This window comes from Bacillus sp. ES1-5 (assembly GCF_022487605.1).
GTDB lineage: Bacteria > Bacillota > Bacilli > Bacillales > Bacillaceae_G > Bacillus_A > Bacillus_A wiedmannii.
Genome location: NZ_JAKVPU010000011.1, coordinates 58,051 through 71,796, shown reverse-complemented (window position 1 = coordinate 71,796; position 13,746 = coordinate 58,051). Strand labels below are relative to the sequence as shown.

At 34.5% G+C, this 13,746-nt stretch carries 18 protein-coding genes and 1 riboswitch; of the genes, 5 read left to right on the top strand and 13 right to left on the bottom strand.

What is annotated here, in order from left to right; translation table 11 throughout:
* Window positions 1-223 precede the first annotated feature (223 nt).
* Window positions 224-802 carry a lipoprotein BA_5634 family protein gene (locus MKO96_RS25305; RefSeq protein ID WP_240589049.1) on the top strand — a complete coding sequence of 193 codons (579 nt, stop codon included), beginning with the start codon at window positions 224-226 and terminating at the stop codon, window positions 800-802.
* Window positions 803-837: 35 nt separating this feature from the next.
* Here MKO96_RS25305 and MKO96_RS25300 read toward each other — a convergent pair whose 3' ends face one another.
* From MKO96_RS25300 to MKO96_RS25290, 3 genes are read right to left on the bottom strand one after another with little or no spacing between them, the layout of a single operon-like run.
* Window positions 838-1,008: a FeoB-associated Cys-rich membrane protein gene (locus MKO96_RS25300; RefSeq protein WP_016079954.1), complete on the bottom strand. Its 171-nt coding sequence runs from the start codon at window positions 1,006-1,008 to the stop codon at window positions 838-840.
* Window positions 1,009-1,024: 16 nt separating this feature from the next.
* On the bottom strand, window positions 1,025-3,013 hold the full coding sequence (feoB, locus tag MKO96_RS25295; protein WP_240589048.1) for a ferrous iron transport protein B: 1,989 nt from the start codon (window positions 3,011-3,013) through the stop codon (window positions 1,025-1,027).
* Window positions 3,010-3,237 carry a FeoA family protein gene (locus MKO96_RS25290; RefSeq protein ID WP_061677566.1) on the bottom strand — a complete coding sequence of 76 codons (228 nt, stop codon included), beginning with the start codon at window positions 3,235-3,237 and terminating at the stop codon, window positions 3,010-3,012. Before MKO96_RS25290 ends, feoB begins: the two co-directional genes overlap by 4 nt.
* Before the next feature lie 194 nt (window positions 3,238-3,431).
* Window positions 3,432-3,533: riboswitch (TPP riboswitch) on the top strand.
* An 86-nt stretch (window positions 3,534-3,619) separates the two neighbouring features.
* On the opposite strand from MKO96_RS25290, the gene thiT reads away from it, so the two are divergent.
* A complete protein-coding gene (thiT, locus tag MKO96_RS25285; protein ID WP_240589047.1) occupies window positions 3,620-4,237 on the top strand; it encodes an energy-coupled thiamine transporter ThiT in 618 nt (205 codons plus the stop codon).
* A 208-nt stretch (window positions 4,238-4,445) separates the two neighbouring features.
* Here the strand turns inward: thiT and MKO96_RS25280 are convergent, their stop codons facing one another.
* From MKO96_RS25280 to MKO96_RS25255, 6 genes are all read right to left on the bottom strand, one after another.
* Window positions 4,446-6,299: a sensor histidine kinase gene (locus MKO96_RS25280; RefSeq protein ID WP_240589046.1), complete on the bottom strand. Its 1,854-nt coding sequence runs from the start codon at window positions 6,297-6,299 to the stop codon at window positions 4,446-4,448.
* Window positions 6,296-6,985, bottom strand: a complete 690-nt coding sequence (locus MKO96_RS25275; RefSeq protein WP_240589045.1) for a response regulator transcription factor — start codon at window positions 6,983-6,985, stop codon at window positions 6,296-6,298. Before MKO96_RS25275 ends, MKO96_RS25280 begins: the two co-directional genes overlap by 4 nt.
* 39 nt (window positions 6,986-7,024) lie before the next feature.
* Complete coding sequence (locus tag MKO96_RS25270) at window positions 7,025-7,645, bottom strand: class D sortase (protein WP_240589044.1); 621 nt, start codon at window positions 7,643-7,645, stop codon at window positions 7,025-7,027.
* An 88-nt stretch (window positions 7,646-7,733) separates the two neighbouring features.
* Window positions 7,734-8,222 (bottom strand): LPXTG cell wall anchor domain-containing protein, encoded by a 489-nt coding sequence (locus tag MKO96_RS25265; protein WP_240589043.1) that lies wholly within the window; start codon window positions 8,220-8,222, stop codon window positions 7,734-7,736.
* 179 nt (window positions 8,223-8,401) lie between these two features.
* Window positions 8,402-8,734: a hypothetical protein gene (locus tag MKO96_RS25260; protein ID WP_240589042.1), complete on the bottom strand. Its 333-nt coding sequence runs from the start codon at window positions 8,732-8,734 to the stop codon at window positions 8,402-8,404.
* Between the two features lie 184 nt (window positions 8,735-8,918).
* A complete protein-coding gene (locus MKO96_RS25255) occupies window positions 8,919-9,134 on the bottom strand; it encodes a hypothetical protein (RefSeq protein WP_240589109.1) in 216 nt (71 codons plus the stop codon).
* Window positions 9,135-9,295: 161 nt separating this feature from the next.
* Here MKO96_RS25255 and hpt point away from each other — a divergent pair, with 161 nt between their 5' ends.
* A complete protein-coding gene (gene hpt / locus MKO96_RS25250) occupies window positions 9,296-9,823 on the top strand; it encodes a hypoxanthine phosphoribosyltransferase (RefSeq protein ID WP_002123365.1) in 528 nt (175 codons plus the stop codon).
* Between the two features lie 86 nt (window positions 9,824-9,909).
* The gene (locus MKO96_RS25245; RefSeq protein WP_087982624.1) at window positions 9,910-10,812 is read left to right on the top strand and encodes a diacylglycerol/lipid kinase family protein; all 903 of its coding nucleotides are present in this window, start codon (window positions 9,910-9,912) and stop codon (window positions 10,810-10,812) included.
* Between the two features lie 76 nt (window positions 10,813-10,888).
* Here the strand turns inward: MKO96_RS25245 and MKO96_RS25240 are convergent, their stop codons facing one another.
* Window positions 10,889-11,575: a DUF7003 family protein gene (locus tag MKO96_RS25240; RefSeq protein ID WP_240589041.1), complete on the bottom strand. Its 687-nt coding sequence runs from the start codon at window positions 11,573-11,575 to the stop codon at window positions 10,889-10,891.
* 173 nt (window positions 11,576-11,748) lie between these two features.
* Between MKO96_RS25240 and MKO96_RS25235 the strand changes: the two genes are divergently transcribed.
* Window positions 11,749-12,720 (top strand): Rpn family recombination-promoting nuclease/putative transposase, encoded by a 972-nt coding sequence (locus tag MKO96_RS25235; RefSeq protein ID WP_240589108.1) that lies wholly within the window; start codon window positions 11,749-11,751, stop codon window positions 12,718-12,720.
* Between the two features lie 39 nt (window positions 12,721-12,759).
* On the opposite strand, the gene MKO96_RS29545 is transcribed toward MKO96_RS25235, so the two are convergent.
* The 3 genes from MKO96_RS29545 to MKO96_RS25225 form a co-directional block, all read right to left on the bottom strand.
* Complete coding sequence (locus MKO96_RS29545) at window positions 12,760-12,978, bottom strand: hypothetical protein (RefSeq protein WP_369294528.1); 219 nt, start codon at window positions 12,976-12,978, stop codon at window positions 12,760-12,762.
* Window positions 12,979-13,021: 43 nt separating this feature from the next.
* A complete protein-coding gene (locus tag MKO96_RS25230) occupies window positions 13,022-13,201 on the bottom strand; it encodes a hypothetical protein (RefSeq protein ID WP_240589040.1) in 180 nt (59 codons plus the stop codon).
* A gap of 75 nt (window positions 13,202-13,276) precedes the next feature.
* Window positions 13,277-13,624 carry a YxeA family protein gene (locus MKO96_RS25225; RefSeq protein ID WP_240589039.1) on the bottom strand — a complete coding sequence of 116 codons (348 nt, stop codon included), beginning with the start codon at window positions 13,622-13,624 and terminating at the stop codon, window positions 13,277-13,279.
* Window positions 13,625-13,746: the final 122 nt, after the last annotated feature.

Genomic DNA, 13,746 nt, shown 5'->3' with positions numbered 1-13,746 from the left:
ATATTGTATTTCTAATATATTCTCATTATCTCTCCTTAAAATTAACTTACTTTTGTGCACTTTCACTAAATTACATAAGTGTAATGTTACTGTAAGCTAACTCGATAGTTCCGTTTCCATATTTCTTATACACTAATACCAGAAGCAACAAACAAACTTCTCATTATTTCAAGACTAATACAAAAGTGTATTTACTATAAAACATATAAAAGGAGAAATCATCATGAAAAAATTAGTAGGAATCGGATTAGCAGCAGCAATTTCATTCGGAGCATTATCAGGTTGTTCTTTATTAGGAGAAAAAGCGAACGGCTTTGTACTATACGGAACAGATGAGCAAGTTCAGAAAATTATAGATCAAAATAAAAAAGAAGTGAAAGAAAAGGACTTCTATAAAATGAAAATGACAACATTAGAAGGTAAAAAAGTTCTTGTCATGGATAAGAAAACTGGTGAAGAACTAGTGAAGAAAGAGTTACTTAGCAAAGTTAATGAAAAAGACGACACGAAACCACTTGATAAATTACCAGCTGTAACAGCAGAGCAAGGTGTATTATTTGCTAAAGAAAAAGTAGAAAATGCTACACTTGATGGGGCAAAATTAAAATACGAAGGCAATACAATTATCGGTAGTGGCCGTGCATATGCCGACATGTTCGCAATTGTCGATGATGCAACTTATGGAAATGTAAAAGGTGAAGAAAAATCTGTAGGTGTATTAAAATTCGATAAGGATCCAAGTAAAGAATTCCCTGGAAAGAATGGTGTAGAATCATCACAACTTGTAAAAATTAAGAAGTAATAAAAAAAGCTTTGCGAAATTCGCAAAGCTTTTTTCTATTTATTATGAGCAATTCGCTCCATATCCGGACTACAAGTTTGCGACTGACATGACTTATTTAAAGAACATGCGGCGCATTTTCCCTTTTTACTTCTCTTTACAAAATTAACTAACGTGTATGCTGCATAACCAAAAATGATAGCTCCAATTATAATATTGACCATCACTCTAATACATCTCCTTCTAGAATCCGAGTAAGGATCCAACTTGGTATATAATGAACGTTAATACATAAGCAACAACGAGTGGATAAACGACAGAGAAAATCGTCCACTTCGCTGATCCTGTTTCACGTTTAATAACAGCTACTGTCGCTAAACACGGAACATATAATAAAATAAAGAACATAAATGCATATGCTGATAACGCAGTATAATGTGCTCCCATAACATTTCCTAGCACATCTTCTTTCACCGCATAAATAATTGCCATTGTAGAAACGACAACTTCTTTCGCTAAAAATCCTGTTAAAAGAGATGCTGCAGCTTGCCACGTTCCAAAGCCGAGCGGTGCAAATAGTGGTGCAATAAATCCACCAATCATCGCTAAGTAACTATCTCCCATATCAACACCCAATCCTGATGGACCTGCATAGTTTAATAACCAAATGACAACAGAACCACCGAAGATGAATGTACCTGCTTTACGAACAAATCCTTTCCCTTTCTCCCACGTGCTTAGCCATAACGTTTTCGCTTGTGGTACGCGGTAAGGAGGTAGTTCAATGACGAAAATAGACTTTTCCGCTTTTAAAATTGTAAGAGACATAATTTTTGTAACGAGTAATGCAAGAACAATACCTGCAACATATAAAGAAAATACAACAGTTGCCTGACTATGAGGGAAGAATACTCCCGCAAATAATGCGTATACAGGTAAACGTGCCGAACAAGACATAAATGGTGTTACAAGAACTGTAAGTAAACGTTCTTTTTCTTGTTCAATCGTTCTCGCTGCCATAATACCTGGAACGTTACATCCAAAACCGATAATCATCGGAATGAACGCTTTTCCGTTTAAACCGAAAAACTCCATAATTCGATCCATAACAACTGCAATTCGCGCCATATATCCTGAGTCTTCTAATAATGAAATGAAAAAGAATAGTGCAAAGATTTGTGGAACGAATACTAATACTGCACCAACACCGGCAATAATACCTTCTGTAACGAGTGCTTGAATAAAATCAGAAGCTCCAACACTTGTGAGCCCAGCCGTTACCCAATCAGTAAGTTGTCCTCCAAAAAATCCATCAAGCATATCCGATAAAGGTGTACCAATCCACGTAAACGTAACCTGAAAAATAAAAAACATAACTGCTAAAAAGATTGGAAGTCCTAAAATTTTATGTGTAATTAATCTATCAATTTTTTCCGAAAAAGGAATTTTTCCTTCTTTCTCATGCTGCATAACATTTGTTTTTAACTTTTCAATATACGCTTCACGAGTTTTGTAAATATGCTCTTCCAACGTACAATCAAGTTTTCCTTCTAAGCGAGATCGAATGGCTACAAGTTCCTTATAAATTGGTAATGCTTTCATTTCTTTTTCTACTACTTCGTTATTACTTAAAAATTGAAGAGCTAACCACCTCGGATGCTCATAATTCGCTTTCTCTAAAAGAGAAATTACCTCTCCAATTCCTTCATCCATTTGTAAACCATATGAAATAATGAATGGCTTTTTTTCACTTTTGTCATTTTCTTTAAGAGTAGCAAGTAGTTCTTCACAGCCTTTTCCGGTTCTTGCGATGACAGGAACGACTGTTACACCTAATATTTCTGATAACCGTTTTACATTAATCACAATTCCTCTTTGCTTTGCCACATCAACCATATTTAAACCAATTGAAACGGGCTTACCAAATTCAAGTAATTGCAATGTTAAATGCATATTTCGCTCAAATTGCGAGGAATCCACTATATTTAACATATGATGAAATTCGTCTGTTAGTAGAAAATTCGTAACGACACCTTCATCACGTGAAACTGGATTCAAATCATAGACGCCTGGTAAATCAATTAATGTTCCTTGCTTATCTTTTAATTTACCAACCTTCTTTTCTACTGTTACACCGCTCCAGTTTCCTACATATTCATAAGAACCAGTAAGTGCATTAAATAATGATGTCTTCCCTGTATTCGGATTCCCTAGCAAAGCTACCTTATTCACGCTAATTCCACCTTTATCATTTTCGCGTCACAATGACGAATACTAATTAACTGTCCACGACACTCCAATGTACAAGGACCTTTAAACATCGCTTTCTGCTTCATGCGAAGTTCGCTTCCTTCGGCAAGACCGAAAGCAGCTAGTCTACGCTTTAATAGCTGATCTAAAGACTGAATACTTTTTACTAACACTTTCTCTCCAATTTTAATATCTACTAAGCTCATAACCTTCCCCCTCAGAAGAGAATGATAATTATTTTCAAAAAAATTATACCACACCCAATTTCTCTTGTACTATACCCTTTTGCTTCATATTTATTAACATTTCGCTACAATTCTATTTCAATTATTGTCATACCGTATTTATTTGCCATTCTCATCCATTTCGCTTACAATAAACAATAGCAAATAAAGAATCTCGTTATCACTGGGGGAGCCATGCCGCTGAGAGGGAACACTTCGTTCCGACCCTTCGAACCTGTTAGTTAATGCTAACGCAGGGATTGTGCAAACGTCCGAAATACATACCTCTTTTTTATTTACGTATTTCGTATCCTCCTATGATATCTATTCTTTTTTGTACAACTTGGATTTAGGGGGAGACAACATGCGTAACACCAATTTACAAGCGATGATCGAATCTGCAATTCTTGCAGCCTTCGCCCTGGTCATCGACATTTTACCACTTTCAATCAAAATATCAGCAACAGGCGGTTCCATCTCATTCGCTATGATTCCTATTTTTATTATCGCATACCGCTGGGGTTTCAAAATGGCTTTCTTAGGAGGCTTAATTTGGGGATTATTACAAATTGTCGTAGGCGATGCCATTATCGTCACACCAATTCAAGTACTAATTGAATATTTCGTTGCTTTCGCATTCATTGGATTTGCTGGTTTATTCTATCGACCAATTCAAAAAGCACTTTTAACTTCCAATGAAAATAACGAAGGAAAGAAAGTTATTGGTTACATTATTCTTGCTACATTTGTTGGTAGCTTTGCTCGCTACTTCTGTCACTTTATCGCCGGTATTATTTTTTGGGGACAATATGCACCGAAAGGTCAATCAGCAGTTCTATATTCTTTAATATTTAACGGTAGCACAATGATTGGTTCCTATATTCTATGTACCGTTTTACTTATCTTTTTATTTATCACTTCACCACGTTTATTCAAAAGCATCAATGCTTATCAAATAAATTCGAACAAAAAGAGCGCTTAATGAGCGCTCTTTTTTTCATATCGTAATATCAATTAAAAATACAATAAATGCACAAAAGAAAATAAATACCATTATACTTAGCCACTTGCTATGCACGGTTCATCGACTCCTTACATAACCTCATTTTCTAACCAGATTATATCGCTTAAAAATAAAGATTAGGTAAAGATAATATGAAAATAAATTAAAAAAGCGTAGATTACATTGTCTACGCTTTTTTCGTTAAATAGAAGTAAAATAATACACCCTCTCCTGTATTTTCTGCCCCATATACAGCATCGTGCAGTTCTAAAATATTTTTAGAAATAGCTAGACCAAGCCCCGTTCCACCTTGTGAACGCTGGCGAGCTGCATCCACGCGATAAAAACGGTCCCAAATTTTATCTAATTGCTCTTCTTCAATGTGAGTACCTTTATTTTCAACACACACTTTTATACGATTCTGCTCATCTATTGTAGAAATAATAATATCCTCTTTACTCGGTGTATAACGTATGGCATTCGTAATGAAATTCACGATGACTTGTTCAATCCGGCCTTGATTTGCCATCACTTCAAATGGACCTACATTTTTATGAACACGAAGTTCTTTTTTCTCTATTTCTACAGAAAGGTGTTCACATATATCTTCAATTACTGTATCGATATAAAATGAATCCATTTTCATTTTATATGTACCTGACTCAAATTTAGCTAACTCAAGCATATCCAAAATTAAAGTATCCATTTTATCTACTTCTCGTTCCATTGCCTGAAAATAGTATTCTTTTTTATGCTCAGCTACTCCATCTTTTAAAATAGAAATACAGCTTTTCATAATACTCAGCGGTGTTTTTAATTCATGCGAAACACCAGAAATAAATTCTTTCCGCGTATTTTCTAACTTTCTTTCCTTTTCAATATCTTGTTCTAGCTGTCCAATATGCGAATGGAGCTTATTAGATAATGCATTAATATTTTTCGATAAATCACCAATTTCATCTTTTGAAGTAATCGGTATTTTTTCTGTGAAATCTAAATGCGCTATTTTCTTCGTTGTATCATTTATTTTTAATAACGGTTTTGCAATTTGTTTTGAATAATAGAACGAAGCTAGAAAAATGAGAACGACTACAAATGCAATGATGTATATATAATAGTCTTGCACCATTTGTACAGCCTCATCTACAGGCTGTAAAGAAGCCATCGCATAAATATATGTTACCGATCCGTCTTTTTCTTTTATTGGTTTGATTAATAATTTATATTTAATATCATTTTTTTCATAGTCCATTGTTTGTGTTGCATACTGTATGTGCTTGCTCTCTTTTAATAATAAATCTGTTTGAAATTCTTTTATTTTATCTAAGAATATACTATTTTTATAAATTGGATTTACAAGACCTTTTACATCAGGAAATTGGACTTTTGTAACACGCCCTCTTATGTAAACATCTGGTTCTTGGGCAGCTGGCTCCTGAACGACCGGCTGCTTTTCCTTACCAACTTGTTCTTCAGCTACTTTCTTTTTCTCCTGATCTAATTTACTCATTTTTTCCTTAAATGCTTTTTCTAACGGTTTATTAGATCCGCTTAAATTTTGCTTGCCTAACGTGAAAGAGAATGGAATATAACTATCATCTTTTTTCACGCCAGAAAAATAAATTTCTTGATTTAAAAACGGATTTGATGATTTATTATCAATCTCCTCCATATTGACGAGATTGTATAAAGGAATTTTGAATATTTGTTGTCCAAAGCTCTTTTGTTGCCTACGATCTATCGTTACTTCAAAATAAAAATCATCCGCATGTTTTAAATTCCCATTCTGATCTAACGTTGTAATCCACGTATTATTTTCTCTTAAAAAGTCTTGCTCCAGCTTCTGAATTCCTTCTCCATTTCCTGCATAATTCAAATAATTCTTCTCAAAGGAATTTAAATTTACTTTAATATCTTCCACTTTTCGATTCGCATAATATTGTTTAAAAAATATCGTTTGTCCAATAAATATCGTCGCTAAAATTAACATACATAATGCTGTTGTGAGAGTAAAGAGTTTTAGTACAATCCCTTTTCTCATACATTCCCCTCAAATTTATAACCGGTTCGTACTACAGTTGTAATGTACTTTGCTTTCTCTCCTAATTTATTTCGCAAGTTACGAATATGACTATTAACCGTTCGATCGTCACCAGCAAATTCATATCCCCAAATTCTCGAAATGATTTGCTCTCGTGTTAAAACAATCCCTTGATTTTTCATAAAATACGCTAATATTTCAAATTCAGTATGTGTTAAATTAATGTCTGTCCTATCTACCGTAACAGTGCGCGATGGGAAGTGGACGTGAATACCGTGGATGGATAATGTATCATCTTCATTCTCTAGAAGTTGCTTTGTTACTTTTCTACTTTCTAACAGCCTTTTCGCTCTTGCTAATAAAATTGGTGGGCTATACGGCTTCGTCACATAGTCATCCGCCCCAAGTTCGAATCCAAGTAACGTATCATCTTCATCTACACGTGCCGTTAGCATAATAATCGGAACCTCGGATGTCTTACGGATTCTTCGGCAAACAGACCACCCATCAAGTTCCGGCAACATAATATCTAAAATAACTAAATCAACCTCTTCTTCCTCAAATACAACTAAAGCTTCTTTCCCATCTCTTGCTTCAAATACTATATATTGCTCACTCAAAAAATAATCTTTTAATATTTCACGCAAAATATCTTCATCTTCCACAATTAAAATGTTTTTTGACATAACTTATGTATCCCCCTCTCGCTTTCAGAAACTACAACTTCATTTTGAATAACTAGCCTTTAACTTCGCCTCGATAATATATCTATCTGGTGCATACCCTATATAATCAAATGGATAGCAAGTCGTTAGTGTTAATATCGGTTCTTCTTTTTTTATAATAACAGTACGATCATCCGCGTCGGTAATCCATATCTTTTGAATTTCGTATGTGTAAGTTTTATTATCATACTCTAAAACAAGAGTGTCTTTTTCTTTTAACTCTCCTAAATCTGTAAATACAGTATCCCGGTGCCCACTCAGTACCGTATGCCCCCCTCCAGATGGCGTTGTCGTTAAATCACTAACGAACATTCCAACTCCTTTCTTCAACGTTGTCTCATCCGCTCCCCAGTATATAGAAAACTTCTTCTTTATTTTCGGTATATTTAACAGTGCAACCTTTTCTCCTTCTTTATGTTCTGTTTGAGAAGAGGGGCCTTGGGAAGTTACAGGTGTTTCGTAAGAAAGTTGGTTATGTTGTATATTTTCAAGGCTCTTTAATTCTTCTTTCGTTAATTGTTGAGCAGAGCTTTTTCCTTTATACCATTCCAGAGCGTAATATGCTCCCGTGAATAGCCCTATGGCCATCAATATGATACCGATATAATTGAGTAATTTCATGTTCATCCCTCCATGCCAAAAATGGTAGGAATAACCTACCATTTTTAATATATGAAATTATTCCATTCTTTATAGGACAATATTTTATTTACGCCTTAACTTTATTGCGACGATTCAAACCAAATAATGCCCCTATCCCTACAAGACATGCGCTTAGTGCCATCATTGCTACATTATTGGATGCTGTGTTTGGTAATTTTTCACCTTGTACAGCTGGCTTCGCTACTTCTTTTTTTACTGCACCATTTTTTTGTTGTACTTGTGCTACTTCTTTTTTTGCCATATCATTTTTTAACTGTTCTTGTGCTATTCTCTTTTTCTCTTCTTCACTTTTTTGCTGTTCCTTAATCACTGCTTCTTTTTTCGCCTTATCGTTTTTCAACTGCTCTTGCGCTATTCTCTTTTTCTCTTCTTCACTTTTTTGCTGTTCTTTAATCGCTGCTTCTTTTTTCGCCTTATCTTGCTGCAGTTGCGCCTGTTCTTCCTTCGTTACTGTTCCAGTATCAGCGCTTGCTACTGAAGAATATCCTACTGTTAAAAGTGCCATTGCACAAATTGGTAATAGTTTCTTTTTCATCTTCAATTCTCCCCTTATACTTTATTCACATCAACTCGCATCGGATGTATTACTAGAATAAATAATTGATGTAAATATAAGGTGCAGATGAAATATATTTCATTTAAAGATTTCATTGCAGAAAAATAAAAAAAACATCGCAATATATACGATGTTTTTTCGGGTGTGTGTCTCAATATTTACATGTTACTTTCGCGTGATTTAGAAGTAGAACGGGCCGGAGCGATAACTAATTGTCTCGGCTCAGTTTTCTTTAAGTGATTTTTGACGTTACACTTACGACGTTGAACAACCCACGCTTTAATAGGGTTTGTCAAAATAATCTTTTGCTCTTCGTTAGGGGCCTCTTCTTCAAACCTACAACTTTCGCTCCATTTATTCCATTTCATTGTAAGTTTAGAAGAAGAATGATCGTCTTCTCGATCAAACAAGTGCAAAAAATCCATTTCGCCAGCTAGCATTACGGTGTTGCTAGTTGCTAAAAAAGAAAAGGTCGTCCAACGTTTCTCCATGCCCTCCTACTCCTTTTTCACATATAGAGTGCCTAAAACTTAATTTACCTAAAATATGCTTGCCTTTTACCTTACAACTATAGTTTATCCAAAACACTACTATGCAACTATCGATTTGCCTTACAGCTACCTTACACTTTTGTAAGAAACGAAAAAACCTTCACTCAATATACGTGAAGGTTTCTTATTTCTCATCTATATGATCTTTCATATGATCGACTCCTGCTTCTTGCAGCTGTAACATCATACCGTGGGAAATTGCGCCTAATACTAAAGTCATTCCAATTAGTGAAATCCGAATCGCTGGTACATCAATTACGTAAGCTAAACTCCCAAGAACAATTGTTAATAGTAATGCTTTTATAAATGTTACACTTGTGTACTGTTTCTTCTCCATTATCATCACCCTTTATGGAAGCGTTTTCTTAATGTGATTAGTATATCATATCATCAGATGATTTTGTGGGTATTTCTGTAAAAAACTTATATCTTCTTTGACTTTTCCCTTTCTTTCCTTTACAGTCGAAATGTTCACAAGTTTTACACTGTAGGAGGACTCCAATGAATATTGAAATAAAAGACACTTTAATTTCTGAAGAACAATTACAAGAAAAAGTAAAAGAACTAGCACTTCAAATCGAGCGTGACTTTGAAGGAGAAGAAATCGTAGTCATCGCTGTACTAAAAGGATCTTTCGTATTCGCTGCTGATTTAATTCGTCACATTAAAAACGAGGTAACGATCGACTTTATTTCTGCATCTAGCTACGGAAATCAAACAGAAACAACTGGAAAAGTAAAACTATTAAAAGATATCGATGTAAACATTACTGGAAAAAACGTAATTGTCGTAGAAGACATTATCGATTCTGGTTTAACACTTCACTTCTTAAAAGATCACTTCTTTATGCATAAACCGAAAGCATTGAAATTCTGTACGTTACTTGATAAACCTGAGCGTCGTAAAGTGGACTTAAAAGCTGAATATGTTGGCTTCCAAATTCCAGACGAATTTATCGTTGGCTACGGTATTGACTGCGCAGAAAAATATCGTAACTTACCATTTATCGCTTCAGTTGTAACGGAATAATATAATAGAATAAACTTCCACCATCAATTACTGGTGGAAGTTTATTTTCTATCACGATTCGTAAAAGACAAAGGGAGAGAATAAAAATGACAAAGACAAAATTTGAAAAAGTACTCCTCATCGTAAATCCAAAAGCTGGACAAGGCGACTTACATACAAATTTAACGAAAATCGTACCACCTCTTGCCGCAGCTTTTCCTGATTTACATATCCTTCATACGAAAAAGCAAGGTGATGCAACAAAATATTGCCAAGAGTTTGCTAGTAAAGTAGATTTAATTATCGTCTTTGGTGGTGACGGCACTGTATTTGAATGCACAAATGGCTTAGCACCTCTTGAAACTAGACCTACACTTGCAATCATTCCAGGCGGAACTTGCAATGACTTCTCTCGCACACTCGGCGTTCCGCAAAACATTGCAGAAGCAGCAAAACTCATTACAAAAGGACATATAAAACCAGTTGACGTCGCAAAAGCAAACGGACAACACTTCTTAAACTTCTGGGGCATTGGACTTGTCTCTGAAGTATCAAACAATATCGATGCAGAAGAGAAAGCAAAGCTTGGTAAAATTGGTTACTACTTAAGCACCATTCGAACTGTCAAAAATGCTGAAACATTTCCAGTAAAAATTACGTACGATGGACAAGTATATGAAGACGAAGCCGTCCTTGTTATGGTTGGAAACGGTGAATATCTTGGCGGTATCCCGTCCTTTATTCCGAACGTAAAATGCGACGACGGAACACTTGATATTTTCGTCGTAAAATCAACCGGTATTCAAGCGTTTAAAGATTATATCGGAAAGAAACTATTTGAAGACTCAAATGAAAATGACATCTTCCACGTAAAAGCGAAATCCATTCATATTGAAACAGAAGAAGAAAAAGAAGTAGATACAGATGGAGAAAGCTCGCTTCATACACCTTGTCATATTGAACTATTACAAGGACACTTTACGATGATTTATAATCCTGCGGTTGTGTAATGCAAAAAGCTGGGCTAAAGTTTCAACACTTTGGCTCGGCTTTTTTATTAAAAAGGCATTTTGATTTACTTTTTAATTATAAGTTTTCGCAATCAAACTCCACCCAATTTTTCCAATGCGTATTAGAATCTTTATTCACAATAACAGTTGGATCTTTCTTCTCTATTGCCGCGGCTACTGATTGGAAGAATTCATTTTCACTTACTTTCTCGTCTTCAACATGTTGCCATTCTTCCGTTTCATACGCTACTTCCCAATCACCTTCTAAACCGAACTCTTCTAAAATCTCTTCTTTATCCCACCATACTAATTTTCGAGCTTCGTCATGAGTAGCAAGCATACGCATGAAATCTCTTGGATAAGACTCTGTCGTTTGTACTTCTATTCCGTTATGTACATACTCTTCTTCTGTAAATTGATATTCAAAATGATGCTCGCGAATTTTTACACTACCACTATGAATATCCAGTATAAATTCACCTTCATCATCAAATAATTCATAATCTCCATCATTTAATTGCAAAATGCCATCATCACCAATTGAATGATTCACTCTATCACCATATACTTGAATATCATTACATACACCTAATGAACCTACACCGACAACTTGAAACACCATTAACCAATCCTTATTGTCTTTAAAGAAAAGAGAGAATTTCACTTGTGAAATATCCATATATTCATTATCAAAAATAGGAAATTCATAGTTACTTTGCTTTTTATCTAATAGTTTCAAAATATCTTTTTGCATCTGTATCATCTTCACCTCTATATAAAATTTTCAATTTCACTAGAGTATAACATAGACATACTTGTCTGCGACATTCTAATAATATTGCTAAAAAAATAGCAAATTGGCCTGTTTGCATGCCCTAGTTCTTTTTAGATACAATGAAGGAAAGAAGCAACCTGACACAAGGGAGAGGGAAAGCTGTGTTCAACCAACAGTTAGTTAATTTACGCATTGATTTTGCATTTAAACAATTGTTTGGTACGAATGGTAGTGAAGATATTCTAATTGCATTTTTAAACGCTATGTTACAAGAATCTTTAGATTCACCCATTGCTTCTCTACAACTAGAAGATCCACATTTACATCGGGAATACGAAGAGGATAAGTTATCTATTTTAGATATTTCAGCGACATTAAACACAGGAACAAAAGTAAATGTAGAAATACAGCTCAATAATAATCACGATATGATGAAACGTAGTTTATATTATTGGGGAAAATTATACACATCCCAATTACAAAAAGGCATGCCTTACAGTTCGCTTCATAAAACCATCACCATTAATTTATTGAACTTCATAATGTTTTTAGATCACAAAGAATTTCATACAGCGGGCACATTATGGAATACACAACAACAGAAACTCTTGAGTGATGACATAGAAATTCACATTGTAGAAATTCCAAAGTTAACAAAACAATGGCATGAAGAAAAAGTAAATCCGTGGAAAGATCCATTTGCTCGTTGGCTTTTATTGCTTTCAGCAAATGAGGATAAGCACTTAACTAAAACATTGGAGGATATTGCTATGAACCGAGATCCTATTTTACAAAAAGCAATAAACAAGTGGGAACGTATGAGTCAAGATTCCTCTTTCCGACAAGCCTATGACGCAAGAGAAAAGGTTTTAATGGATGAAGCTGCAAAATTCGCCCATGCAGAAAAAGAAGGTCTGAAAAGAGGCTTGGAAAAGGGCTTGGAAGAAGGTATGGAAAAAGGCTTAGAAAAGGGCTTAGAACAAGGTATAGAAAAAGGGCGAAAAGAAGGGGTTCAACAAGGAAAAATTCAAATGATTAAAAGTATGCATGATCTTGGTATACCACTTGAAACAATTGCTAAGGCAAGTAAATTAAGTGTGCATGAGGTTGAACATATTTTAGGACATAAATAGTAATAAAAAAGAGCTTGAATGGTTTCAAGCTCTTTTTTATCAACTTTCCTCGATATCATCCAATTTAGTCTTATAACATTCATTACACTCTAGCATAGTAGGAAGAATCCCTCTTTCATCAGGTAATAACACCCTCAAAACTTCTCGATCTATCTCTACGAAATACTTCATAATAATGGGATATCCTTCAATAATATTCGTATACTCAATTCCTTGTTCAAACTTTTTTTCGCTCTTTATTTCTTCTATTTTTAACATAAAAAATCCAAAACCATACAAGATGATTTCAGATTTCCCATAGTTAAAATATTAAATTACATTTCGAACAAAAAGGAGCAGAATTTCCTCTTCTAATTTTCTCATCACATTTTGGACAATATACATATCTCTCTTCTATCTTTTCTCGTTCTATCATATGTAAAGATACTATTCTCATACTACACATAACCCCGATTAAAATAAGACTAACAATGAGTAGCATCACTCTCGCCCCCTCACACTAAATATTACCATAAAATAACAAAACCGAATCTCTCATTGAGAATCGGTTTTATACTTACAATCCTAATTTCGCCTTCGCTCCATCAGGAATTTTATCTGTTGTTACTTGCACTTTATCATATAAAAACTTACCTCTCGTAAGCACATGCCAGTATGAATCTTTTGGTAATTCATCTACTCCGTCAATTGTAACGTCTTTTTTCTTACCATTTTCATCATAAGCTTTCACTTTATATTCACGACCTTTATTTCCATCTAATTCTTTACCATCGTTATCAATTATTGCATAATGGTGCTCTATATCAAGAAATGGGTTCATTCTATCAACTGCAGGGCTCCCATTTAATAAATATGCCGCTCCTGCCACAATAACAAGTACTGCTCCAAAAACAAATCTTTTCATCTATATTCCGCCTTTCATTATGTTTTCTTTAAGATGTTTCTCAGTATAGGGCGTATTTCTTAATAAAAACTCGTTTGATTTCTTAATATTTTCTTAAACTAAAAGTGAAATATTAATTAGTA